The 25448-nt window shown below is 69.6% G+C and carries 19 protein-coding genes; 8 read left to right on the top strand and 11 right to left on the bottom strand.

What is annotated here, in order from left to right; translation table 11 throughout:
• Positions 1-58 precede the first annotated feature (58 nt).
• Entirely contained in the window at positions 59-2056 is a 1998-nt protein-coding gene (locus OG792_RS04240; RefSeq protein WP_329107511.1) for an acetoacetate--CoA ligase, read from the bottom strand.
• A gap of 420 nt (positions 2057-2476) precedes the next feature.
• Between OG792_RS04240 and OG792_RS04235 the strand changes: the two genes are divergently transcribed.
• Positions 2477-3787 (top strand): ThuA domain-containing protein, encoded by a 1311-nt coding sequence (locus OG792_RS04235; protein WP_329107509.1) that lies wholly within the window; start codon positions 2477-2479, stop codon positions 3785-3787.
• A gap of 304 nt (positions 3788-4091) precedes the next feature.
• On the opposite strand, the gene OG792_RS04230 is transcribed toward OG792_RS04235, so the two are convergent.
• Positions 4092-4277, bottom strand: a complete 186-nt coding sequence (locus tag OG792_RS04230) for a DUF397 domain-containing protein (protein ID WP_329111112.1) — start codon at positions 4275-4277, stop codon at positions 4092-4094.
• Positions 4274-5026 carry a helix-turn-helix transcriptional regulator gene (locus OG792_RS04225; RefSeq protein ID WP_329107506.1) on the bottom strand — a complete coding sequence of 251 codons (753 nt, stop codon included), beginning with the start codon at positions 5024-5026 and terminating at the stop codon, positions 4274-4276. Before OG792_RS04225 ends, OG792_RS04230 begins: the two co-directional genes overlap by 4 nt.
• Before the next feature lie 304 nt (positions 5027-5330).
• Here OG792_RS04225 and OG792_RS04220 point away from each other — a divergent pair, with 304 nt between their 5' ends.
• Positions 5331-6992, top strand: coding sequence for a hypothetical protein (locus tag OG792_RS04220; RefSeq protein ID WP_329107504.1), 1662 nt, complete (start codon positions 5331-5333; stop codon positions 6990-6992).
• A 68-nt stretch (positions 6993-7060) separates the two neighbouring features.
• Positions 7061-8245, top strand: coding sequence for a low temperature requirement protein A (locus OG792_RS04215; RefSeq protein ID WP_329107502.1), 1185 nt, complete (start codon positions 7061-7063; stop codon positions 8243-8245).
• Between the two features lie 4 nt (positions 8246-8249).
• Here OG792_RS04215 and OG792_RS04210 read toward each other — a convergent pair whose 3' ends face one another.
• The 4 genes from OG792_RS04210 to OG792_RS04195 form a co-directional block, all read right to left on the bottom strand.
• Positions 8250-9284 (bottom strand): hypothetical protein, encoded by a 1035-nt coding sequence (locus OG792_RS04210; protein WP_329107501.1) that lies wholly within the window; start codon positions 9282-9284, stop codon positions 8250-8252.
• Between the two features lie 4 nt (positions 9285-9288).
• Positions 9289-10248, bottom strand: coding sequence for a hypothetical protein (locus OG792_RS04205; protein ID WP_329107500.1), 960 nt, complete (start codon positions 10246-10248; stop codon positions 9289-9291).
• A 143-nt stretch (positions 10249-10391) separates the two neighbouring features.
• Positions 10392-10916 carry an acyl-CoA thioesterase gene (locus tag OG792_RS04200; RefSeq protein ID WP_329107498.1) on the bottom strand — a complete coding sequence of 175 codons (525 nt, stop codon included), beginning with the start codon at positions 10914-10916 and terminating at the stop codon, positions 10392-10394.
• Between the two features lie 105 nt (positions 10917-11021).
• Positions 11022-13235, bottom strand: coding sequence for a discoidin domain-containing protein (locus tag OG792_RS04195; protein WP_329107497.1), 2214 nt, complete (start codon positions 13233-13235; stop codon positions 11022-11024).
• A gap of 301 nt (positions 13236-13536) precedes the next feature.
• On the opposite strand from OG792_RS04195, the gene OG792_RS04190 reads away from it, so the two are divergent.
• The gene (locus OG792_RS04190; RefSeq protein ID WP_329107495.1) at positions 13537-14229 is read left to right on the top strand and encodes a hypothetical protein; all 693 of its coding nucleotides are present in this window, start codon (positions 13537-13539) and stop codon (positions 14227-14229) included.
• A gap of 99 nt (positions 14230-14328) precedes the next feature.
• On the opposite strand, the gene OG792_RS04185 is transcribed toward OG792_RS04190, so the two are convergent.
• A complete protein-coding gene (locus OG792_RS04185; RefSeq protein WP_329107494.1) occupies positions 14329-14862 on the bottom strand; it encodes a hypothetical protein in 534 nt (177 codons plus the stop codon).
• On the bottom strand, positions 14859-16970 hold the full coding sequence (locus tag OG792_RS04180) for a galactose oxidase early set domain-containing protein (protein ID WP_329107492.1): 2112 nt from the start codon (positions 16968-16970) through the stop codon (positions 14859-14861). The genes OG792_RS04185 and OG792_RS04180 overlap by 4 nt, the downstream gene beginning before the upstream one ends.
• Before the next feature lie 861 nt (positions 16971-17831).
• On the opposite strand from OG792_RS04180, the gene OG792_RS04175 reads away from it, so the two are divergent.
• The 4 genes from OG792_RS04175 (at position 17832) to OG792_RS04160 (ending at position 23388) form a co-directional block, all read left to right on the top strand.
• Positions 17832-19241: a glycosyltransferase family 2 protein gene (locus tag OG792_RS04175; RefSeq protein ID WP_329107490.1), complete on the top strand. Its 1410-nt coding sequence runs from the start codon at positions 17832-17834 to the stop codon at positions 19239-19241.
• A complete protein-coding gene (locus tag OG792_RS04170; protein WP_329107488.1) occupies positions 19238-20245 on the top strand; it encodes a glycoside hydrolase family 26 protein in 1008 nt (335 codons plus the stop codon). Before OG792_RS04175 ends, OG792_RS04170 begins: the two co-directional genes overlap by 4 nt.
• Positions 20242-21816 (top strand): glycosyltransferase family 39 protein, encoded by a 1575-nt coding sequence (locus OG792_RS04165; protein ID WP_329107486.1) that lies wholly within the window; start codon positions 20242-20244, stop codon positions 21814-21816. Before OG792_RS04170 ends, OG792_RS04165 begins: the two co-directional genes overlap by 4 nt.
• A 240-nt stretch (positions 21817-22056) precedes the next feature.
• Positions 22057-23388 carry a helix-turn-helix domain-containing protein gene (locus OG792_RS04160; protein WP_329107484.1) on the top strand — a complete coding sequence of 444 codons (1332 nt, stop codon included), beginning with the start codon at positions 22057-22059 and terminating at the stop codon, positions 23386-23388.
• A gap of 59 nt (positions 23389-23447) precedes the next feature.
• Here the strand turns inward: OG792_RS04160 and OG792_RS04155 are convergent, their stop codons facing one another.
• The gene (locus tag OG792_RS04155) at positions 23448-23903 is read right to left on the bottom strand and encodes a hypothetical protein (RefSeq protein ID WP_329107482.1); all 456 of its coding nucleotides are present in this window, start codon (positions 23901-23903) and stop codon (positions 23448-23450) included.
• Positions 23904-23997: 94 nt separating this feature from the next.
• Positions 23998-25434 carry a dihydrolipoyl dehydrogenase family protein gene (locus OG792_RS04150; protein ID WP_329107480.1) on the bottom strand — a complete coding sequence of 479 codons (1437 nt, stop codon included), beginning with the start codon at positions 25432-25434 and terminating at the stop codon, positions 23998-24000.
• Positions 25435-25448: the final 14 nt, after the last annotated feature.

The raw sequence follows: 25448 nt of genomic DNA, 5'->3' as shown, positions 1-25448 counted from the left end.
ACGCTCTGGCGGCGTACTCACGTTGTCGGTCGAGCGGATCAAGTACGCCGCCCGTTCGTCAGCCCCGGGCCCGGTTCTTGGCGAAGAGTTCGAAGGCGAGCAACGACTCCGGATTCACCAGCGCCCCGGTTGCGGCGGCCGCGGCTACCGGCGTACCGGTGAGGATCTTCTTGACCGGGACCTCAAGCTTCTTCGCGGACAGTGTCCGGGGCACCGCCCGGACCTGGTGGATCTCGTCCGGTACGTGCCGGGGCGACAGCGCGGTCCGCAGCTCACGGGCGATCTTCGCCTTCATCGGGTCGTCGAGTTCGAGCCCCTCGGCGAGCACCACGAACAGCAGCAGCTCGCCGGCCCCGCCCTCGTCGTCCTCCAGGTGCACCACCACCGAGTCGGTGACTTCGTCCAGCCCCTCGACCACCGAGTAGAACTCGGCCGTGCCCAGGCGTACGCCGCCCCGGTTGAGGGTGGCGTCGGACCGACCGGTGATCACACAACCGCCGCGCTCGTTGATGGTGATCCAGTCACCGTGCCGCCAGACACCCGGATAGTGGTCGAAGTACGCCTCCCGGTAGCGGCGCCCCTCCGGGTCGTTCCAGAAGCCGACCGGCATGCTCGGCATCGGCGCGGTGATCACCAGTTCGCCCAGTTCACCGACGACGGGGTGGCCGTCCGCCGAACGCGCCTCGACCCTGGCGCCCAGGGCCCGGCAGGCGATCTCACCGGCGTACACCGGCAGCAGCGGCACACCGCCGACGAAGCCGGTGCAGACGTCGGTGCCACCGGACAGCGACTGGAGCTGCAAAGTGGTGCTGACCTCGTCGTACACCCAGGTGAAGCCCTCGGCGGGCAGCGGCGCCCCGGTCGAGCCGAGACCGCGCAGCCGACTCAGGTCGGCGATCTCCTTCGGGCGTACCCCGGCCTTGCGGTTGGCCAGCAGGAACGGCGCCGAGGTGCCGAAGTAGGTGGTGCCGGACTCCGCGGCGAGCCGCCAGAGCGCACCGAGGTCGGGCTCGGCCGGGCGACCCGGTTCGGCCCGGACCGCCGGGTTGCCGTCGTAGAGCACTATCGCCGCGCCGACCGCCGGCCCGGAGACGAGGAAGTTCCACATCATCCAGCCGGTGGTGGTGAACCAGAAGAACCGGTCGGCCGGTCCGAGGTCGTGGTGCAGGGCGAGCATCTTGAGGTGTTCGAGCAGGATCCCGCCGTGCCCGTGCACGATCGGCTTCGGCAGCCCGGTGGTCCCCGAGGAGTAGAGCACGTAGAGCGGGTGGTCGAACGGCACCGCCTCGAAGGCCAGCGGCTCGTCCGTCTCGGCCGCCAGGTCCGCCCAGGCCAGGGTGCCGTCGGGCGGCGCCGCGTCCGGGTGCAGATAGTTCAAAACCACCGCCTGTACGAGCGACGGCAGCGCGGCCCGAATCGCCGCCACCTCGCCCCGCCGGTCGACCGGCTTGTCCCCGTAGCGGTAGCCATCGACGGCCACCAGCACCTTCGGCTCGATCTGCTGCCAACGGTCGGTCACACTCCGGGTGCCGAACTCGGGCGCGCAGGACGAGAAGATCGCGCCGAGGCTGGTGGTGGCGAGCATCAGCACGAACGTCTCGGGAACGTTCGGCGCGTACGCCGCCACCCGGTCCCCCCGGCCCACGCCGAGCCGGCGCAGTCCCGCCCGCACCCGTCGTACGTCCTCGCGGAGCCGTGCGGCGGTGAGGGTGACCGGCGCACGGGTCTGGCTGTACGCGATCACCACCGGGTCGTCGTCGGCCAGCCCCGGCATCCGGAGTACGTGTTCGGCGTAGTTGAGGGTGGCGCCGGGGAACCACTCGACACCGGGCATCCGGTCCCCGCGCAGCGTTTCGCTCGGCGGGGTGTGCGCGATGACGTCGAAGTAGTCCCAGATCGAGCGCCAGAAGCCGTCGAGGTCGTCGACGGACCACTGCCACAGGGCCGGGTAGTCGGCGAAGTCGAGCCCCCGGTGCTCCTTCAACCAGCGCAGGTAGTCACCGATCCGCGTGGTCTCGCGGACGTCGACCGGCGGCTCCCAGAGCACGTCACCCATGGTCCTCCCCTCCCCGGGCCCTGCCACAACACCGCCGCGTGACCCAGCCGCCATCCTGCCGTACCCCAGGCTGCCATTCTCCGCACCACCCACCCCACCCAACGCGTGCCCACCCCACACCCTTTCCCCCCACCCATGTGCCCCACCCCCACCCCCTCCCCTCCCCCCTCCCTCTCCCCTCCTCCCCCTCCCCCCTCCTCCCCCCCTCCCCCCCGCGTGCCCACCCCTCTGCGCGCCGATCTAGGGCAAATACGTGCTTGTTGATCTCCAATCACACGTATTTGCCCTAGATCGCGAGGAGGGGTGAGGGCGCGGGGGAGGGTGGACAGGGGAGGTATGGGGTCATAGCGTGTGGTCGATCGCTTGTGGCATCGCCCTGGTCAGCCCTGACCAGCCGCGGGCGGTTCGAGAGGACCCATCATGGATATCGGTACCCGTAGGCCAGTCGCCGGAAGAAGACTGGTCCGACTCCTCGCGCTGTTCCTGGCGCTGATCTGCGTATCGTCCAGCCCGGCGATCGGAAATGCGAAAGCGGCCGCCGCCGCACCCGCATTCAACGTGATCGCCTTTTACAATGGCACCTGGGACGCGGCGCACATCAGTTTCGTCCGGGAAGCCAACCAGTGGTTCCCGCAGATCGCGGCGCAGAACAACTTCACCTACACTGCGACGACCGACTGGAGCCGGCTCAACACCAGCAACCTGGCCCAGTACCAGGTGGTACTTTTCCTGGATGATTTGCCGCCGGCGGCACAACGGCCGGCATTCCAGCAGTACATGCAAAATGGTGGCGCCTGGCTCGGCTTCCACGTCTCCGCGTTCAACACGAATCCGGGCGGCTGGGACTGGTACCACAACCAGTTCCTCGGCACCGGCGCATTCCGCAACAACACCTGGGGTCCGACCACGGCCACCCTGCGCGTCGAGGACCAGACACACCCCTCGACCGTACGGCTGCCGTCGACCTTCACCTCCTCGGTCAGCGAGTGGTACAGCTGGAACAACGACCTGCGCAACAACCCGAACATCGACATTCTGGCCTCGGTCGACCAGAGCAGCTTCCCGCTCGGCACGGACCCGAACCAGACCTGGCGCAGCGGCTACTACCCGATCATCTGGCGGAACACCAACTACAAGATGCTGTACGCGAACTTCGGCCACAACGCGATGAACTACGAGAACAACACCCCGCTCTCGTCCACCTTCGCCAGTGAGGTGCAGAACCGGTTCCTCATCGACGGGCTGCTCTGGCTCGGTGGCGGCGGCGGCACCACTCCCCCGCCCACCGGTCCGATCTCCCCGACCGCCTGGTACACGGCGGTGAACGCGGGCAGCGGCAAGTGCGTCGACAGCCGTGCCGCCGGCACCGCCAACGGGACCGCGATCCAGCAGTACACCTGCAACAACAGCAACGCGCAGCAGTTCCAGTTCCAGCCGACCAGCGGCGGCTTCGTACGCGTCAACAACCGTGCCAACAGCGCCCGGTCGATCGACGTGACGAACGTGTCCACGGCCGACAACGCGCCGATCCAGCTCTGGACGTACAGCGGCGGCAACAACCAGCAGTGGCAACCGGTCGCCGAGACCGGCGGCACCTACCGACTGGTCAACCGCCTCAGCGGCAAGTGCCTCGACGTCCCCGGTGCGTCCACCGCCAACAGCGTCCAACTCGTGCAGTACGCCTGCAACGGTTCGGCCGCCCAGTCGTTCCGCCTGGTCCAACAGCCCTGACCCGTCCCTGACGATCCAGGGGCCGGCGCCGGCGACGGCGTCGGCCCTTCGTCGTCGGGTCCTACGCCTCGCTGAGGTCGATGACGCCCCACCCCGGCGCCGCCCTCGTCGGGACACCCCCGGGCGGACAAACAAACGCGTCAATCTCGTACATCGTCTTTGATGTATGCACATCAGAGGCGATGTACAAAGCGAAGGCGTTGGTTTTCACCGGAGGCGCCAGCGACACCACCGCCCCACGCATGCGAGACGACGGCCGCGACCCGTACCAGCGGGTCACAGCCGTCATCGATCGTTTCGGGGTTCAGCGGGTACGGGTCACGTCCGCGACGAATGCGCTCCACGCGGTCGGTTCGAAGGTCAGGGTGCCGCCGTCACGGTCCTTGGTGTCCCGCACGTACACCCGACCGGGCAGGTTGTCGGCCACCTCGACGCAATCCCCGCCGTTGGAGCTGCTCTTCGTGCTCTTGTGCCAACGGGCACCGGTCATCTCATCCATGGGCGCGCCTTAATCAGCTCGATGGACTGGTCACGCGGGAGTGCTACGGATCTCACAGTGTCCCAGCTGTGCCAGAGCGGGGCAACGTTGTCGGTCACCCGTCCGGCCTCCTGGTCGTCCAGGTAACCCCGGTCGTCCATGCCCTCGATGCACGCGATGATGAACGGTCCGGCCTGTCCAGGGTGGAACCCCGCCCGGAGGGGCAGTACGTGAAGCAACAGGTTTGGCCGGGTGGCCATGGCCTCCAAATGGTCGAGCTGGGGGTGCATCACCTCAGGCTCGCCGCGCTGGAGAGCCGCCTCGTCCACCACGAAGACGCACATTGGCGGGCGGGCGCGCTCGAACACCGCCGCCTGCCGTTCGATGCGAGCGGCGACGAGCGACTCGATGTCTTCGTTGACAAGCGGGCCGCTCATCAACACCGCACGGGCGTAGTCCTCGGTCTGGAGCAAACCCGGAATCACATTGGCTTGGAACGCCCGGAGGGATGTCGCCAGTTCCTCGACGTCGCTCCAAGGGCGGAACCACGAGATTTGTTTCGGTCGCATGACCTCCGGCCACAGCTCGCCGACCTCGCGGCCCAGCGCGGCAGCAACCGCGACGCGGGTCTTCGGATGTGGGATGCGGTGGATGAGGCTGACCCACCGGACGGCTGTCTTCGGATCCACGCCAACAGCCGCGGCCAGGGAATCAGTGGTGAAGCCCTTCTCGACCATGGCCAGGCGCAAAATTTCGTTCATGATTGATCTCTCCTTGTGAGGAGGCCCGATGACGCACCCTATCGATCACCTCAGGGACACCAACAGGACAGACGGATATGTCCGCACCGACGTACACCCGACAATGCGAGGCAGCCGCGCGTGAGGCCGGTAGGTTGGATCGGTCTTCCATTCGTGCCGGAGACCGTGGAGCGGATGAATGTCCTCGACAACATCAAGTCCGGAACGGTTCGCCGACGAGACCAAGGCACTCCCTCAGTCCGAGCCGGTACGGCAGTCCAGTCGGTTCGCGATCACGACGCCGCGAGTAATCCTCGGCTTGGCGATGTTGATCGTCGTAGTGGTCCCGGTCGTACTGGCCGCTGTTTCGGGGAGTCTTTCCATTCCGCACAACGACGCGTGGTCCTACAGCCGAATCGCGCAGGAGTACGGGCGGACCGGTGAGATCCGGTTGCTGGGGTGGAACCGTTCGGCACTGGTCGGCCAGATCGTCGTACTCGGGCCGCTGGGGGCCTCGATCACCGTGCAGCACGTGTTCGTCGCCCTGCTGGCGGCGGTGGCGGTGCTGGCCTGTTACGACCTGCTGGCGGCGGCGCTCGGCCGGCTGCGGGCCGCGTTCGCGGCGCTGGTGCTGGCGGTGTGGCCGGAACTCGGGCTGCTGGCCACCTCGTTCATGAGCGATGTGCCGGCGCTGGCCGCCGCCCTCGGTTGCCTCGCGCTGGGCCGCCGGGCGCTCGCCGGATCGTCGTTGCCGCTGCTCGCGGCGTCGCTCGCGGTGGGGCTCTGGGGGACGACCGTCCGCGAGCAGGTCCTCGCCGCGCCCGCTGCCGTCCTGCTCACCGCACTGTCGCAGGGGATGACGAGGGCCCGATCCGCGCAGGATTTGACGGGGGCCCGATCCGCGCAAGGGTTGCGGTGGGCCCGATCCGACACCGGAGGCGATGGCCGGAGGCCCTTGCGCTGGGGACGGCGCTGGGCGGTGGTCGGGCTGGGGGTGCTGTTCACCGCCGGGTTTGTCGGGTTCGAGTGGTGGCGGCGGTCGCTCGCCGGGGACGATCCGCCGGTGCCCCGGCCGGGCGGTCCGGTGCTGCCGGACGTACTGGACGTGACGGTTCGTGGGTACTTCCTGCTGGCGCTCGCCGTAGCACCCGCCGTGCTGGCGGTCGCGCGGCCGTGGCGGTGGGGCGGTCTGGCCTGGCTCGCCGCCGCGGGGACCGGCGCGGTCGCCGTACTCGGGTGGCATGACTACCGGTGGGGCTTCCTGATGAGCGACTACCTGCTTGCGGGCGGGCCGTACCCGGCGGTGTTCCGGGGTGAGCGCGAGATGTTCGGCGACCCGGTGTTCCAGGTGCTGGCACTGCTCGCGGCGGCTTCCGGCGTACTGCTGGCGGGGTTGATCGTGCGGCGGGGCCGGCGGCTGGCCCCGCTGCTGCGCTGGTTCCTGCTGCTCACCGTGGCCGGGCTTCTCGCGACCCGGGCCGCCGGGCAGGCGGTCTTCGGGCGCTACCTGATCGTCGGAGTGCCGGTCCTGCTCTTTGTCGTCCTGTCCGGGCGGCAGCAACAGCAGGGGGCGCGGTCCGGAAAAATGCGCAGGATCGGGCCGGTGGTCGGGGTGGTGGCCGGAGGGTTCCTGGCCGTGCTGTCGCTGGCCGTGACCGCGTACGGGTCGGCGCTCGACGCGGCACGGTGGCACGTTGCCGAGCGGTTGGTGGCAGCCGGCGTCCCGGCGACCGACATCGACGCCGGCTTCGAGTGGTCGGGTTACCACTCGCCGGACGGGGTGCGCTGGGCGCAGGCCGGCGCACCACGGGTGAACTGGTACGCGAACAAGTTCGCCGACAACCGCCCCTGCTTCGTCCTCGCCTCCTCGGCGCGGACCGAGCCGGACTGGCGCCTGCTGCGTACGGAGACGTACCGCGAGTACCTGCTCACCGGCAGCGCCAGGATCTGGGTGTACGAGACCGGCCTCTGCCGCCCGTCACCCTGATCGTCCGCCAAGGGGCGATTTCCCGGTACGCGCACCAGCGGCCCCCGGCTTGCCTAGGTTGGGCAGGTGTGACGGACGAGAGCCGGGCCGGGTTGATCCGGAGTTCCGACGCACCGGAGCGGGCCACCCTGCTGGAACTGCTCTTCGACGTGGCGTACGTCGCCGCGCTCGCCCTGACCTCGATGCGGCTGGCCGAGGAGGTGACCCCGACCGGGGCGGTGCGGCTGCTCGTGCTGGTGATGGCGATCTGGTGGACCTGGGCGATCACCGCCCTGCTGACCGACTTCTACGACCCTGAGCGGCTGCCGATCCAGGCGATGATCGCCGGGAAGCTGCTCGGCAGCATCCTGCTCGCGGCCACCATGCCGCACGCTTTCTCGCACCTGGGCTGGCTGTTCGCGACCGCGTACGTCGTCATGCACGTCGGTCGCGGGATCGTGCTGGTGAGCGTACTGCGCAGCAACACCGCGCGGACCCGGGCGGCACGTTTCCTGTTCTGGTTCGTGATATCCGGGATCCCGTGGATCGGGGGCATCTTCGTCGAGGGTTGGCATCGCTTCGGTCTGTGGGCGTTGGCGATCACGATCGACTATCTCGCGGCGGCGGTGCGGTACCCCACGCCCGTTGTCGGCCGGGTGCCGCTGGAGCAGTACGAGAAGGCCAGCGGGCATCTCGGCGAGCGTTACCAACAGTTCCTGATCCTCGCCCTCGGCGATCTCCTGCTGGTCCCGACGCTGCGGATCGGCGGCAGCGAGTTCACCGTGATCCGGGTCGGCGCCTTCGTGCTGGCCTTCGTCACGACCCTGCTGTTCTGGCAGATCTACGTCTACCGGGCCGGCGCCTTCCTCCAGCTGGTGCTGCACGCGAAGCCGGGCCGGATCACCCGCTGGGCGCCCTACACGCACCTGCTGATGGTGCTCGGTATCGTGGCCAGCGCCGCCGGTCTCGACCTGGTCATCGGTCGGCCGGACGGCTCCACACCGGCCGGGCTGGTCTGCGTCATCTTCGGCGGGCCGGCGCTGTTCCTGATCGGCCGGACCGCCTTCGAGTACGAGGTGTTCCGGACCGTCTCGTGGTCCCGGCTGGGCTGGCTGCTGGTCCTGGTGCTGGTCGCGCCGACGATGGTGTTCCTGCCGCCGGTGCTGGTCACGGCCACCACGTGTGCGGTCCTGCTCGGCGTCGTCATCTCCGACGCGGTACAGGCCGGGCGCGGTGCTTCGGACGCGCCCGACCTCGCCCTGCGCGAGAGCTGACCGGTCAGGCCGGTGCGCGGAGCTGCTCGGCGATCCGCCGGCAGTTGGTCATGCCGTAGTCCCAGCCGAGGGCGATCGGGTAACGGGTCATCACGCCCATCGTCCAGTCGCCGGAGATGGCCAGGCAGTTGACGTGGTACTCCTGCTCCTTGGTCCGTTCGACCCAGCCGTTCTTGATCGCGATGGTCCTGCGTTGCGCGGCCGGGAAGGCCTGCCGGATGCCGAAGTCGCCGGCTCCGCGTACCAGGCGCATCTCGTTGAGCAGCCAGCTCGTCCACTTGCTGCCGGCCGCCCGCCCGTCGGCGATGCAGACGCCGAGCCGGGCGGTGTCCCGGGCCGACAGCGCGGTACGGCTCCAGCCGCCGTCGCCGGCCGGGCTGCTGTCGGTGAGCCGGCAGGTGTCGAGCAGCCGGTTGATCGAGTCGACCCGCCCGATCTCGGTGTAGAGCGCCTCGGTGCGGGTGTTGTCGCTGTCCCGAATGATCTTGGTGAGGTCGGCGAGTTTCGCAGCCGTCGGGGTCACCCCGTCGGCGGCTGCCCGGCGCAGGTAGTCGGCGGTGATCCACGCCTTGATCAACGACGCGGTGGTGTTCGTCTGGCCCATGTTGGCGGAGCCGGAGATCGCACCCGTACGCCGGTTGACGATGCTCCAGGACCACCAGCCCTGTAGGTCGAGCTTGACCGTCGTCGGGCGTACGCCCAGCGGCGACAGCGGCGGGCCAGCCTTGCCGCTCGGCGAGCCGGACGGCGACTTCGCGCCCGACTTCGCCGGGGAGGCGGACGGCGTCACCGACGGCGACCCGCTCGGCGCGGCGGTCGGCGTCGGCACACCGCTCGGCGTCGGCGCGGCACCGCCGGCCGCGGCCGGTGCGGCGGGTCCGCCCCACTGGGCCACCACCTCGTTCTCCGTCGAGCCGCCGGGCAGGACCCGGATCCCGACCAGCACCAGGAGGACCAGTACGCCCGCGATCGCCGCCAGCCACCAGGGCGAGCGTCGGGCCGTACGGTGCGAGCGGGTGGTGGGGGTGGTGCTTTCCAACGTGTCAGCTCCCGGTCAGGGGTCGGGGAATCGTCAGCGCGGCGCCGACCCCCGGGGTGACCAGTTGGGCAGCGATGTTCGCGCAGACCCGCGCACCATAATCCAGACCACGCCGGTCGGGGTAGCGCTGTTGCACCGCGAGCACCCAGTTGTTACCTATCGCCAGGCAGTTGACGTGCCAGTTCCCGTCGTAGAGCAGGCTGGTCCAGCCGTTCTTGATGCTCACCGGGTCGTGTTTGACGAGTTCCTTCGGCAGGCCGTCGATGATGCCCCAGCGACCGCCGCCCCGGGTCCGCTCCTGGTCCTTGTCGGCCGTCGTACCCCAGACGTTGCGCATCTCCTCCAGCACCCATTCGGTCCACTTGGGACCGGCCGCGGTGCCGTCACGGACGCACTCACCCAGCCGGACGGCGTCCTGCGCGGTCATCTCGGTGAAGCTCCACCAGCCGACGTAACCGGGGATGGTGCCGAGCCGGGTGTTGGTGAGCTTGCACATGCTGATCATCCGCTTGGTCACCGCCGTGCCGCCGGCGGCGTCGTAGAGCGCCGAGGTCGCGTTGTCGTCGCTGTAGCGCAGCGCGGCACTGCCCCGTTTCAGCCAGTCGGCCGAGGGCGGCTTGCGCGCCTCCTCGGCCCGGCGCAGGAAGTCCGAGACGATCCACACCTTGATCATCGACTCGGTGGAGTTGGTCGACTTGGCGCTGTTGGGCGAGCCGGCGATCTGTCCGCTCCTGCGGTCGAGCAGGGCCCAGGCGACAAAACCGTCGTCCGGCACCGAGACCGGCGCCGTGGCCAGGGTCGGTGGCGGCGGCGGGGTGAGCACGGCCGGCGCCGCCGTGGTGGTGACCGGGTCGGGCTCGGTCGGGTCGGTCGCGGTGAGCTTGCCGTACGCGGCGGGGACCAGCAGGGCACCACCGAGGAAAATCAACGCGGCGGCGAACACCATAATCACGCGGGGGCGCATGAGTGACGGGCTCCAGGGGGGCCGAGAGGGGGGATGCCGACGAGATCGGCGCCGCAAAGACTACGGAGCGACGACTCCCCGGGCCGCCCATCCGAGCCCCGGCCCCGGTCCATTCGGCCAGAGCCGAATACTCCCCCCGACCGTTACTCGGTCGCCGCCCGGTTGGCCTGGATCGCCTTCCGCTTGGCCAGCCGGTGTGCGCGGCGGATCTCCGCCTCCCGCCACCGCCGCAGGTCCTCCGGCGTCTCCGGCAGCACCGGGCGCACCTCGCGCGGGTTACCGGCCACGTCCACCGCGACGAACACCAGGTAAGCGGTGACCACCCGCAGCGGCTGGTCCTCGGCGCTGTCCCAGCGCTCGGCGACCACCTTCACCCCGACCTCCATCGAGGTGCTGCCGGTCCAGTTGACCTGCGCGTGCGCGTGCACGAGGTCGCCCACCCGGACCGGTTCGGAGAAGACGATCTCGTCGATCGCGGCGGTGACCGCCGTACCACCGCTGTGCCGGGCTCCCGAGGCACCGGCCACGTCGTCGACGAACTTCATCAGCACCCCGCCGTGCACGGTGCCGTACAGGTTGACGTCGACCGCGGTCATGATGCGGCTCAGCGTCACCCGCGAGTACGAGGTCGGCTTGCCCGACAGCGGGGCCGTGGTCTGCTCGGTCATGCCCCGAACGGTACGGCCCCGCCAAATCGACCGGTACGGCCACCGGCGGGTGGATGACCTGCGTCTCCGCTGGCCAGCCACCCGCCGGGTGATCGCTACCGCTGCTTACTGGTAGACCCGTACGTAGTCGACGAGCATCCGGGACGGGAACGGTGTGGTGCCGTCCACCGGTCCGGGGAAGTCGCCGCCGACAGCGAGGTTGAGGATGATGTAGAACGGGTGGTCGAAGACCCACGGGCCGCGGGTCGCCTCGACGGTGGCCTTGCTGGCGTAGAAGACCGTGGTGCCGTCGAGCTTGAAGGTCATGCCCCGGCTGTCCCACTCGACGGCCCAGACGTGGTAGTCCAGGGACAGGTCCGCGCCACCGGGTGCCGGGTACTTCTGGCCGTACCCGCCGCCGCCGTTGTAGGCCGGTGCGTGCAGGGTGGAGTAGCCCTCGAAGGTGTTGCGGCCGAGGACCTCCATGATGTCGATCTCGCCGTTGTAGGGCCACGGGCGGCCGGTGAGGAAGTCGGCGCCCATCATCCAGAAGGCGGGCCAGAGTCCGTTGCCCTTGGGTACCTTGACGCGGGCTTCGACGCGGCCGTACTGGGTGGTGAACTTGCCGCCGGTGTTCATCCGGTGCGAGGTGTAGTCGCGTCCGCCGGCTGTTTCGCGTCGGGCCTCGATGACGAGGGAGCCGGTGCCGTCCATGTTGGCGTTGTTGTTGTTCGTGTAGTACTGGATCTCGTTGTTCTGTCCGGTGCCGGGGTCGATGGTCCACTTCGCCGGGTCCGGCTTGCTACCGGCGGCACCGTTGAACTCGTCACTCCAGATCAGCCGGGTGGCCGGGAACGTCGGGTCGGCCGGCTGCGCCGGGGGCGTGGTCGGCGCGCCACCGGTGCCGTAGACCTGGAACTCCCAGAGCGAGTAGCCGTACGCGGTGCCCCGGGCGGTGCCGTACATCCGGACGTAACGCCCGGTGCCGGAGACGTTGAGCGTCTCCTTGAAGCCGGCGCCGGTGGTGGTGGAGTAGATGGCGGTCCACGGCCCGGTGGCGGCGGCCGCGACCTGGATCTGGTACGCCCGGCCGAAGGCCGGGTCCCACTGGAGCACCACCTGCGAGATCGTCGCGGTGGCGCCGAGGTCGACGTAGATCCAGCCGGGGTCGACCCAACCGGTGGTGGAACTGGTCGCCCAGCGGCTGGCCGGATCGAGGTCGAACGCCCTGGCCGGCGTGCACTGGTAGCAGTTCACGTCGCTCTGGTCGCTGGAGGCGACCGCCGGCTTGTTGTACGACAGCAGTCGGGTCCCGCCGGCCGGCGGGGTGGTCGGCGGCGGAGTCGTCGGCGGAGTGGTGGTGGGCGGAGTGGTCGGCGGGGTGGTGGGCGGGGTCGTCGGCGGGGTGCCGGTGCCGGTACGCACCTGGAACTCCCAGAGCGAGTACCCGAACGCGGTCCCCCGGGCGGTGCCGTACACCCGGATGTAACGGCCGCTGCCGGAGACGGTCAGGGTCTGCACCCCGCCGGTGCTGGTGGTGGTGGAGTAGATGCTGGTCCACGGGCCGGTGGCGGCGGTCGAGACCTGGATCTGGTACGCGCTGGCGTAGGCGGCCTCCCAGCTCAGGGTCACGCCGCAGATCGACTGGACCGAGCCGAGGTCGACCTGGAGCCACTGCGGGTCGGTGAACAGGCTGCCCCAGCGGGTGGCCGCGCTGCCGTCGGTGGCGGCTGCCGCCGGGGTGCCGACGGCCTGGATGGTGGAGGCGGTGGTCGGCCGGTTCAGGGCCGCGTTGGTGGTGCCACAGGCACTGGGTACGTCCGGACCGTAGACCTGGAACTCCCAGAGCGAGTAGCCGTACGCGCTGCCGCGTTGGGTGGCGAGCAGCCGGACGTAGCGGCCGGTGCCGGAGACGGTCAGCGACTGCGTCCCACCGGTGCCGGTGGTGGTCGAGTAGACCGAGGTCCAGGTGGTGCCGTTGGTCGAGACCTGGATCTGGAAGGCGCGGGCGTAGGCGCCCTCCCAGACCAGGTCGACCCGGCTGATCGGCACGCTTGAGCCGAGGTCGACCTGGAGCCACTGCGCGTCGCTGAACGTGCTGGACCAGCGGGTGCCGGCGTCGCCGTCGACGGCCGCCGAGGCGGGCATCGCCGCCGACTCGACCGAGGACGCGGTGGCCGGGCGACCCTGGGACAGCAGTGGCTCGGCCGCCCCGGCCCGGTCGGCGGAAATTGCCACGTACGCGCTGAGCAGCGCGACGAGAGCGCTCAGCACGACGATCGGGCGCCACCGGGTCAACCGGCGGCGCTGGACGTCGGGCAGCAACACGGCCCCATCCATCGTTCCTCCTTGGAGCTGGCGTAACCGCATCGATGAGTCGATGCGGTTACGCGGGCATGTCGAACATGTGTGAGAGCGCTCTCTTACTCGACACTTTCGCCCTCATAACGAGAGGAGTCAATGCCCCGCCGGTTCCGGAACTCGACCGAGGTGCCCATGTCGGGGCACGCCCGGATGATCGCCATCAGACAAGGGCAGATCTGGACACGTAGCGCAACATCCCCATCACGGGACCGGGTCGTCCTTTCCCGGCAGCCGGGCGTCCTCGGCCCGCCCGGACCGGAACCGGTACGGTGCGCGGATGCGACATCTCTGGAGCTTGCTCGCCGGAGTGGTGGCGGCACCGTTGACCTGGGCCCTGATTACTCTCGGTCAGGACGGGTCGACCCGCACAGTCACCCGTTGGCTGGAAATCGGCAGGTACAACACGGCCAACCTGATCGAGCCCTCGGTCTACCTCGCGGTCGCCGGGATCCTGCTCGGTCTGCTCGGCACGCTGCGGGTGTCACCGCTCGGCCCACTGATCGCCGGGCTGGCGCTGATCGCCCCGTACGTCGGGCTGTTCGTCGACCCGTTCTGGCTACGCGACAACGTACCGACGAACTGGCGGGTCTTCGGTGATCCGCTGCCGCTGCTGCATCCGGTGGAGAACGGCACCCTGTTCTTCATCGGGGCGCTGCTGCTGATGGCGGTGTTCAGCGGCCAGCGCTGGCGGCGGTGGCCGGCACCGGTACCCGTACCGGAGACGGCCACGGCGACGACGGTCGACGAGACCGACGACGCCGAGGGGTTCACCCGCGACTGGTCGGCGTTGCAGCCGGACCTGGTCGAACGGGACACCGCACCGCTGACCCTGGGCTACCCGGACCCACCGGCGCCGACGCCGACCCCGGCGCCCACCGCGCCGACCCCACTGCCCCGCCGGGCCGACAGCGAGAGCCCGTGGTCGGCACCGCCCCGCAGCACCGCGAAGACCGAAACTCCGCCGAAGTAACAGTCCCCCATCCCCCACTACGAAAAGCGTGGCTGCCCTCGTCGGGCAGCCACGCTTTTCCGTGTACGAAGTGCGGCCGGGCGGTGAGCCGGCGGCGGGTCAGTCGCCGTCGCCGCAGGCGGTGCCGTCGCTGTTGCGGTCCAGCCCGTGCCGGTCCCGGCCACCGGTGATCTCAAGCGGCTTGAAGCCGTGCGTCTTCAGCCACTCGCACTTGTCGGTCACCCCGGCCGGGAACTGCCACGGTACGCAGATGCTGCGGTCACCGTACGCGTGGTCGCAGCCGTCCGTACCCTCGGCGATCTCGACCCCCGCGCTGGAGGTCGACTGCGGACGCTGCGGTGCGACGCCCGGCTGCTGGGCGAACGGCTGGACGTACGGCGGCGGCACGGCGGCCGGGCCGGCGGGCTGCCCTCCGTCGGTGTCCGTCCCCGGACCGGCCGGATCGTCCGGCCCGGCCGACGGATCCGGCTCGCCCAGTTCGGCCGAGCCGGAGCCGTCGGCACCGGCGGACCAGCGCGCGTCCCCGCCACCACCGATCGCCCACCAGCTCGCGACTCCCGCCACGGCTACCAGCACGACCAGTCCGGCGACCAGCCACCACCGCCGGCCAACGAGCTGACGCAGGCGGTTCATCCGAGCTTGACCCACTTCGCCACCGACGGCACGCCGTCGGGACCGTGGACGAAGAGCATGTACCAGCCCGCCGGGGCGATGTTCGGGTTGCTGGTCACGTTGAGCCCGATGTTGTTGCCGTTGACCGTCATCGGCAGTTCCACGAACCGCTGGTTCGGGTCGGACGAGTGGGTCACCGCCGCCGGCCGGATCAGCGAGGCACGCACCACGGGCGCGTTCACGGTGATCTGCTGGGTGCTGCCGTACGCCCACTGGGTCGAGGAGACCGACTGGATCTGCGGACGGTTGCCGTGGAACAGGTACGGCGGCGAGTAGATCGAGATGCGGGTGTCGAACGTACCGTTGCCCGGGTTCTCGCCGACCGCCATCACCCGTCCGTCGGGCAGCAGGAACGCCGACGAGTGGTACGTGCGCGGCACCGGGTCGGTGGCCATCCTCGGCCGGAAGGTGTTGGACATCGGGTCGAAGATCGACGCCTCGTAGACCGGGTCGGCCCGGTTGTGCAGCGCACCACCGGTCTCGAAGACCGTGCCGTCGGGCAGCAGCACCGCGGAGACGTACATCTTGCCCTGGTTGGGGGTCTGGGCCGCGCCACCGGTCAACGTGCCCTGCGGGATCAGCGGCCCCGGCTTGTACGTCGGGTTCGCTGCCTTGAGGTCGATGATGTCGGTCAACCGGTTGGCGTCGACACTGGTGTGTCCGTTGCCGCCGCCGAGGGTGAGCACCCGCTGATCCTGCGCGGGCGGCAGCAGAACGCTCATCGACTGGTCGCGGTAGTCCTTGTTCTGGAGACCGGGTACGTCGGTGATGGTGCCGGTGCCGTAGTCGTAGATCGACGCCCCGGTGCCCTTCAGCCCCTCGCCGAAGGTGTGGCTGCCGGTGTAGAACAGCCGACCGTCCTGCATCAGGACCATCGTGGGGTACATGCCCCACCACTTCCAGGTCTGCTTGACCTCGTTCCAGGCCAGCCAGCGCTTCTCGGAGGACTTGTAGTACTCGGTGAAGGCCGTGCCCTTCGAGTCCTCGCCCAGGCCGCCCAGCGAGATGACGTCGCCGTTGCCCAGCGCGGTCGCCGACGGGTACCAGTGACCGGCGGTCATGTCGTTGGTACGGGTGTAGGCGTTGGTCGCCGGATCGAAGATGTACGAGTTCCGCAGGCCCTTGAAGCCCACCGTGCCGTCCGGGGTCGGATAGTCCTTGTTGCCGCCCATCACCAGCACCCGGCCGTCGTTCAACTGGACGTGTCCGGCGCAGAAGAGGTCGACCGGGGTCGCCACGTTGGTGAACGCCCCGGTCACCGGGTCGTAGACGGCGGTCTTGAAGGTGCCGGCCCGGAAGGCGGCGGTGTCGTTGCCGGAACCGGCGACCAGCAGCACCTTGCCGTTGTGTAGCACCACCGCGTGGATGCCACGCACCGGCGACTCGTACGGCATCACCTTCCACTGGCCCTTGGTGCAGGCGACACCGGCGTTGCAGGTCGGCGTGGGGACGGACTCGGTCGCGTCGATCATCTGGTAGTCGTCGGTGATCAGGGTGCCGGCGCCGTACAGGCTGACGCCCCAGGTGATCTGGTCGGTTCCGGCCGGGATCGGCGGCGTACGCACCGTCTTCTGCTTGAAGCTGTTGCTCGCCGTGAGCGTCGCCAGGTCGGTCCAGTACTGCCAACCGGCGGTCACGTCGCGGCGGAACACCGTCATCGCCGCCGCGACGGTGGTCGACTTGTACCAGACGGAAAGATCGTATTGGCGACCCGCGGTGACGGCCGGAGCACACGGTCCGGTCTTCAGCATCATCATCTTGCGGTCGCCGGAGGTGTGCGAACTAATGTCGATCTTCAGTGCCACGTTTCCGGTGCGGGCGTCCGAAGTGACGCCCGAGGTGTAAACCTGGTCGCCATAGCCCGACCGTTCCCAGCACTCCGGGAAACCGGCGGTGGAAGTTTCCAGGCCGGGATTCTTCACCAGGTTCGTCGCAGCCTCGGCCGGCGTCGCTGCGAAGCCGATCGAGAACAGCAGGACGAGGGTGAGAATTCGACCCAGCGTTCGACTGAGTTCCGGACTGAACATCGGTACCGACTTCACCGGACGTGTCAGCTCGACAGCGGGCACGCTACGTCTCCTTTGTCCGCTCTCAAGACCCCAGATCTGTTCGTCGGGCAGCCTAGCGGTCACTATTGCCGGCCGCCAATGGCCAACCGGTCGCCCCTGCGGTACTACTTGTCGAACCGTCGTCGCCACCCGCCGCCAGAACGCCAACCCGGCGGCGAACGGGCCGCCGACCGCTCCACCCCGGCCTCGCCGACACCCGGCCGTCCGGGGTCTTCGCCGCCGAGGTCCCCATCCCCCGCGTAGGGCAGCACCCCGGGTTGCCGGTTCGGGAGTTGCCCCAGGTCAGCGGGTCGCTCGGCCGGTACACCACCGGCCGCCGGGGCAGGGAAACGCCGTCAAGTGCCCGAAAGCCCCAACCGCTCCAACTTGGACAGGCCGGTCGCCCCAGCCATCGAACGGACGGCGCGCCCCGTATCCTCTGCTCGTTCGCGCGCAGTAACGAGCGAGGGTTACGGATCACGATGAAAATGTGAGGTTCATCACGGTCAGGAGTCTTGCGCATATGTAGGGTGGTGCGGATTGCCCCCGGGGTCGCCACCGCCAACCCTCGCGACGGACGCAGCGCCCACAGAAGGCGCGATGTCCACAATGGGCAATCCACGGAGACGTATGTGATCAGCGGAGACGGGTCGAATGCCGGGTAACTTGGATCTGACCGCCGAATTCAGGATGCCGAAGTCCGCGTTTCGTGTACCACAGCAGCGATCGAACGATCGCCAACGAAACGGGCACGTGCGTCCGGCGTACGCGCCGGTCCCGCTACCCCCGACGGACCACGAGAAGTACCTCTACCGGAGCAGGCGGCTCTGGATCTTGATGCTGAGCTCGTTGGTCAGCTTCGGTTGCCTCATGGTCAGCCAGGTGCTTCTGCTCAGGCTGTCGCCGTACCTGTGGATCCTCGTCCCGTTCACCGTTTTCACGGTCATTTATTATCTTATTTCGTTGGTAGTGAACGCGTTCACGCCGCGCTTCCGGCTCGACCGGCACAAGACCCTGGTGAAGGACTGGAAGCCGGACCGCTACCCGACGGTCGACGTATTCCTGCCCGTCTGCGGTGAACCGCCACACGTGCTCTCCAACACCTGGGCGAACGTGCGCGACATGGCGGCGCACTACCCCGGACGGGTCGAGGTGCACGTACTCGACGACTCGCCCGAGGACGATCTCTACCGGCTGGCCGTGGCGTTCGGGTTCAGCTACCAGCGGCGCCCCAACCGTGGCTGGTTCAAGAAGGCCGGCAACATGCGGCACGCGTTCGAACGTACGGGGAACGACTTCATCCTGATCCTCGACGCGGACTTCGCCCCCCGCCACGACATGCTCGACGAGATGCTGCCGTACTTCGACGCCGAACCGGACCTGGGCATCCTCCAGTCGCCGCAGTTCTTCCGGGTGCACGGCGGGCAGGGCTGGCTCGAACGCGGCGCCGGTGCCGTACAGGAGCTGTTCTACCGATCGGTCCAGGTCTCCCGTAACCACCACCAGGCGGCGATCTGCGTCGGCAGCTGCGCCGTCTACCGGCGGGCGGCGCTGGACACCATCGGCGGTACCGCGCTGATCGAACACTCCGAGGACGTGCACACCGGCTTCAACCTGCGGATGAAGGGGTGGCGGCTGCGCTACATCCCGGTGGCGCTCGCCGCCGGACTGTGCCCGGCCGACATCGACTCCTTCTACACCCAGCAGTACCGCTGGTGTGCCGGCTCGATGAGCCTGCTCGGATCACGGAAGTTCTGGCAGACCCCGCTGGGCTTCCGCGGACGGCTGTCGTACATCTCGGGCTTCTGCTACTACGTGCACACGGCCCTGTTCACCTTCGTCGCCCCCATCCTGCCGGTGGTCCTGTTGCTGGCCATGCCCGAGGCGATCGCGCTGACGAACTACCTGCTGGTCCTGCCCAGCGTGGTCTACAACCTGCTGATCTTCCCGAGGTGGCACCGCACCCGGTTCGGCTTCGAGGTGTTCGGGGTCAAGCTCATCTACGGCTGGGCGCACGCCTTCGCCATCATCGACATCCTGCGCCGCCGGCCGATGGGGTGGCAGCCGACCGGCGGCAAGGCCAAGAAGACCAAGACCCGCCGACTCTGGCGCGGTCTGCGCTACTGGAGTGCCGGCATCGGCTTCGTCTGGACCGGGCTGGCGGTCTTCCGGATGTTGACGGCGAACCCGCTCGACTTCGTGCCGATCTTCGCCACCGGCGTCTTCTTCCTGGCCATCGCCCTGCTGCCGCTGCTCGTCGACCCACACGAGGACACCGAGGTCATCCTGTGAAGACCAAGCATGTGGTCGTTGGTGCGCTCATCATCGCCACGGCGGTGGTGGAGTTCACCGTGTTGCGCAAGGTGGACATCCGAGCCGACCTACCGGCCGGCGTCCCCCAGGCCGAGGCCGTGGTGTCGCCCACCGGGCCGCCGCCCGCGTACGACGTGACCGCCCTGCGCGCCGCCACCAAGGACTACCTGGGCGTGGCGCTCAAGGGCGGGGTCGGCGACCTGTCCCAGTTCAAGACCTTCACCGGGCGGATCGACAAGCAGCCGAACCTCATCACCATCTACGAGAGCTTCGACGACGGCTTCGCCGCCGCCCAGGTCCGTCTCGCGCACAACGCCGGCGTGATGTCCGTGATCCGGTGGGAACCGTTCGACGTGCCGCTCAAGGACATCGCCGCCGGCAAGCACGACGCGTACATCACCGAGTTCGCCCGCGCCGTACGCCGGCTGAACCTGCCGATCGTGCTGACGTTCGCGCACGAGATGAACGGCGACTGGTACTCGTGGGGGCCCAAGAAGAACACCGCCGCCGACTTCGTCGCCGCCTGGCGGCACACCCACGACATCTTCCGCCAGCAGGACGCCACCAACGTCATCTGGACCTGGACACCGAACGTCATCGGACCCGTACCGCACGTGAAGCTCAAACCCCTCTACCCGGGCGACGAGTACGTCGACTGGCTCGGCGTCGACGGCTACTACACGCTCAAGGGACCGAAGACCTTCGAGACGCTGTTCGGGCCCACCATCCGCCAGATCCGTACCTTCTCCACGAAGCCCCTGCTGATCGTGGAGACCGGGGCGGAGCCGGGGTCCGGGCGCCCGAACCAGATCAAGGACCTGCTCTCGACCGTCGCCACCCGACCCGACATCATCGGGGTCGTCTACTTCAACATCAACGGCTCGGGCAAGTGGAACATCGACGCCGACAGGTCGGCGCTGGAGTCGTTCCGCAAGCAGGCGGCGACCGCCACGTTCGGCTTCGACATCAGGAAGGGCTCGTGACCCTCACGATGGACTCGAAGGAGTCGACGTCGGTGGCACCGCAGTCCCCGAAACGGCGTCGCGAGCCCTCGCGTACCACCGACGGCAGCGACCTCAGGCCCGCCGCGTCACTGCTGGCAGCCGTACCGGCGGTGGTGATGCTCGCGCTGGCGTACTGGGGCGCCGCCGGCCGGGAGATGTGGAACAACGAGTACGCGACCTGGCACGCGGTCACGCTCGACCTTGCCGACCTGCGTCGGTTGCTCGGCTTCACCGACCTCGTGCACACCGAGTACTACCTGCTCCTGCGCGGCGTCACCGCGCTCTTCGGCGACTCCCCGCTCGCGTTGCGGGCACCGTCGATCGTCGCCATGGTCGTCGCCGCGGCCCTGGTCACGCTGATCGGACGCCGGCTGTGGGACACCCCGACCGGGGTGGTCGCCGGCCTGCTCTTCGCGGTGCTGCCGACCGTGACGCGCTACGCGCAGGAGGCCCGTTCCTACGCGCTCGTCACGATGGGCGTGGCACTCGCCAGCTGGCTGCTGCTGCGCGCCTGGGAACGCCCCACCCGTACCCGATGGGCCCTGTACGGGGTCGTGCTCGCGCTCACCGGCCTGCTGCACTTCGTCGCCTTCATGGTCCTCGCCGCGCACCTGTACCTGGTCTTCAGCAGCCGTCCGGTGAGCAGCACCGGGGAGCCGACCCCGGACCCGCGCCGTTTCCAGTGGCTCGGCGCGATCGGTTCCGCCGCCCTGGCGGTCATCCCGCTGCTCGCCCTCGCCGAGAAGCAGTCCGGATCCATCTCGTGGATCAAGGCCGACGTGGCGGCGGTACGTGGTTTCCCCGGACTGCTGTTCGGATCGTGGCAGCTCGCCGCGCTGGTCTGCGGGCTCGGCGTGCTCGCCATCGCGATCGCCCGCCAGCGTCGGTCGGTGGTCTGGATGCTCCTGATCTGGGCCGCGCTGCCGCCGCTGGTCGGCTACGCGACCTTCACCTGGCTACACCTGTTCCTGCCCCGGTACTTCGTCTTCACCCTGCCCGCGTGGTGCCTGCTCGCGGCGATCACCGCAACCGAGTCGGCGCGGGCCCTGACCCGATGGCGGGTACGCACCATGTGGGTGCTGGGCATGGCCGTGCTGCTGCCCGTCGCGGCGTTTCTCTCCCTCCCGCAGCAGCAGGAGGTGCGCAGCAGCCCGGTGGCCGGGCAGCCGAGCTACCGGTCCGCGCTCGACCACATCCGGGACCGGGCCCAGCCCGGCGACGGCGTCGCGTTCAACGACGTGTTCGGCAAGCTGTCCGACCTGGCCCGCGAGGCGAAGGACTACGAGTGGCGCCGGCAGGACGCTCCCCGGGACGTCTTCCTGCAATACTCCGGGGCGCAGCGGGGCTCGTTCTCCGCGCTGGAGTGCACCGACTCGGCGGCCTGTCTCGGCGACACCAAGCGGATCTGGCTGATCGTGGTCAACTACGCCGACGACCCGTTCGACGGCCTGTCGGCCGAACGGGCCGACCTGTTCAAGCTCCGGTTCGCCATCGGCGAGCAGCAGCGGTTCGGGCAGGTACGGGTGGTCCAGCTCACCCGCACGTACTGAGCGAGCGGCTGACGGAGGGTCCCGGCGAGGTCGCGCGGCTCGGGTGGGTGCCCGGCGTCGCGCGGGCCTGTTCCGGCGCGGCGTCGGGCACCGGTCGGGCCCGCTCCGGGAAGTCGCGACACGCCGGCTCCCACCAGGGGACGCCTGACCGGTGATCGTCGACTTTGGACAAATTACCTACAATTCCTATCCTGTGGTGAACTCGGCAGGGGGATGGCCTTGGCTCGTCAGGAACGGCCCGTGGATCCGACCGCCGGACCGCTCTCGTCCTTCGCGTACGAGCTGCGCAAACTTCGCGCCGAAACCGGTAATCTGACCTACCGCAGGTTGGCCGGGCTGGCCGGCTACAGCCCGTCGACGCTCTCCGCCGCCGCCAGCGGAACCCGCCAACCGAGCCTCGACGTGGTGCTCGCCTACGTCGGGGCCTGTGGCGGGGACACCGCGCAATGGCGCCAGCGCTGGCTCGACCTGGACGCGGCACTGCGAGCCGCCGCTCCCACCGCCGCGAGCGACCCGCCCACGGCGCCGACCGAAACCGGTCCCGCCGAAAGCGGCGAGCAGCCGCAGCCGGCAACCCCGGAACAGCCGGCACCCCTCCCAGCGGCCGACGCCGAGATCCCCACGACCGACCCCGGGCGGGCGGATGCCGAGCCGGGCAACCCCGGACGACCGCCCGCCGAGCCGACCGACCCCGGACAGGCGGACGGCCACGGCGGCGTACCCCGACGACGCAAGGTCCGACGATGGCTGGCGCTGGCCGGGGTCGCGGTCGCCGGTCTCGCCGGCACGGCCGCCGTCGTGCCTTCCATGACCGGGGTACGGTGGCCGTCCGGCGCCGAGCCGACAGCCCACGCCCCCACCACCGCCCCGACCACGGCCACCGCCTGCCCGCCACCGGCGGCGAACCCGACGTTCACCGCCGTCACCTACGGCAGCGGGGCGCACGTACGGGGAGAACCCCGGCGCGACACCCGGATCATGTTCACCCTTCCGCCCGGCTGCACGGTCGGCTTCACCGGCTACTGCCTGGGCGAGAAGATCTCCGACTCCACCGCCCACACCCCCGATGTCCGGTGGTTCGCCCTCGCCGGCGGCGGATACGTCGCCTCCGGCGTGGTGCACGGAAACCCGCCGGCCGACCTCGGGCCGTCCCGGTGTGCGGGCGACCGGCCCGGCCCGGCCTCGATCACCCTCATGATCGCCCCCGATACGAGCGGGCCGGACCGGCTCCGGGTGAGCGCCACCGGCACCCACCTGGAGATCGTCGGGTTCGCCGCCTACTACGCGGACGACCCCGCGCTGCCGGCCGACCGCCGGTGGCACCAGCTCGCGCTGACCGGCACGGCCACCCCGGCCTTCGAGGTCACCTGGCCGCTGGACCGGCTACCCGCCCGGCCCGGACCCGGCGACGGGATTCCGGTGGCGGCTGTCGCCTGCCTCGGCGGTGGTGCACCGACCGACGTGGTCGACCTCCGGCTGGCCCGTGCCGACGGCACCGGCGCCCCGGAGCCGTTCGAGCCAACCGCCGACCAACTGCTGGCGGCACGCCGGACCGCCTGCCTCTACCCCTGAGATCGGGCGGACGGCCCAGCGGGACGGCTCCCACCGGGCCACCCGCCGGACGTGCGGGCTCAGCAGCCCTGACGGCCGGAGCGGATCCAGTACGTGCTGTCGGCCCAGTCGATCTCGCCGTACGCGTTGACGCAGTTGTTCGCCGTGCCGGTGACCCCGCGGGGCCCGGCGTAGTAGGCGTAGCTGCCCTCGTCCTTGCTCGACACGGCGGTCGCGGTGCAGGTACCCGACCCCGCCCCGGAGGTTTCCGCACACCGGGTGATCTGCACCGAGGTACGCACCGAGACGCCGTTTGCCGTGCCACGGTGGTACATGCAGGCGCTGTTCGTGCCGCCGTTGCTGCTGTTGTAGTAGATGACCAGCTCGGCGACCGGGTTGCTCACCGGCCACGCGTAGCTGTACGTGATGGTCCCCGAGCAGGCCACCGCAGCCTGCGACGGTGCCGCCGCGCCGACCAGCACCGTGCCGAAGGTGACCAGTGCCAGCAGGGCTCCGAACGCTCTGCGCAGGATCATGTCGTCCGCTCCTCCGGGACGGAGATGGATGAGTGCCGTCCCGATGTCCATTCCACGAAGCGGCGACATTGTTCGCCACACCGACCAGCGGCGGTCAATCAACGTCGAACAATTTTCCCCGGCCGTACGTCTCCAGCAGGCGCAGCCAGATCTCGCTGACGGTCGGGTACGCGGGCACGGCGTGCCACAGCCGGTCGAGCGGCACCTCGCCGACGATCGCGATCGTCGCCGCGTGCAGCAGCTCGGCCACGTCCGGGCCGACGAAGGTGACGCCGAGCACGACCTCACGTCGCGTGTCGACCACCATCCGGGCGGTGCCCGCGTAGCCGTCGGCGTACACGCTGGCCCCCGCGACCCGGCCCATGTCGTAGTCGACCACCCGGACGTCGTAGCCCGCCTCGCGCGCCGCCGACGCGGTCAGCCCGACGGCGGCGACCTCCGGGTCGCTGAAGGTGACCTGCGGCACCGCCCGGTGGTCGGCGGTCGCGACGTGGGCGCCCCACGGTGCGTCCGAGACGCCCGACCCGGTGGCCCGGGCCGAGATGACGTCGCCGGCCGCCCGAGCCTGGTACTTGCCCTGGTGGGTGAGGAGCGCGCGGTGGTTGACGTCGCCGACGGCGTACAGCCAGTCGAAGCCGGGTACGAGCATCGTGTCGTCGGTGCCGATCCAGTCGCCCGGGGTGAGTCCGATCGTGTCCAGGCCGATGTCACCGGTGCGCGGCGTACGGCCGGTCGCGACCAGCAGCTCGCGGGCGGTGACCGTGGGCCCGCCCTCGGTTTCGACGGTCACGCCGTCCTCCTCGCGGGTCACCCGCGCGAGCCGGGTGTCGAGCAGCACGGTGACGCCCCGCTCCCGCAGCGCCTTCGCGACCGCCTCACCGGCGAACGGTTCCATGCCCCGAAGCAGTCCGCCGCGGGAGATCAGGGTGACCGTCGTACCGAAGCCCGCGTAGGCGGTCGCCATCTCGACACCGACAACACCGCCGCCGACTATCACGAGGCTCGCCGGAACCGTCTCGGCGCTCGTCGCCTCGCGGCTCGTCCACGGCCGGGCGTCGGCCAGCCCGGCGACCTCCGGGAGGTACGCATCCGAGCCGGTGCACACCGCCACCGCGTGACGTGCGGTGAGTACGCTCGCCCGGCCGTCCGGGGCGGTGACGGTGACCTGCTTCGGGCCGGTGATCCGCCCGTGCCCGCGTACCAGCGAGATGCCCGCACCCTCGACCCACTGCACCTGGCCCTCGTCGGACCAGTTGCTCGCGACCGTGTCGCGGCGGGCGAGCACGGCCGGCACGTCGAGTTCGCCGGTCACGGCCTGCGCCGCACCGGGAACCTGCCGGGCGGCACGCAGTGCCTGCGCGGAGCGCAACAACGCCTTCGAGGGCATGCAGGCCCAGTACGAGCAATCGCCCCCGACGAGTTCGTGCTCCACCAGTACGGCACGCAGGCCGCCCTGCACGGCCCGGTCCGCCACGTTCTCGCCGACCGCACCGGCGCCGAGCACGATGAGGTCATATTCGGCTGATTCCATTGCCCTACCCTCTC

Source organism: Micromonospora sp. NBC_01699, from assembly GCF_036250065.1.
Taxonomy (GTDB): domain Bacteria; phylum Actinomycetota; class Actinomycetes; order Mycobacteriales; family Micromonosporaceae; genus Micromonospora_G.
The sequence above is the reverse complement of the archived record's forward strand: the minus strand, read 5'-3'. Positions and strand labels throughout refer to the sequence as shown.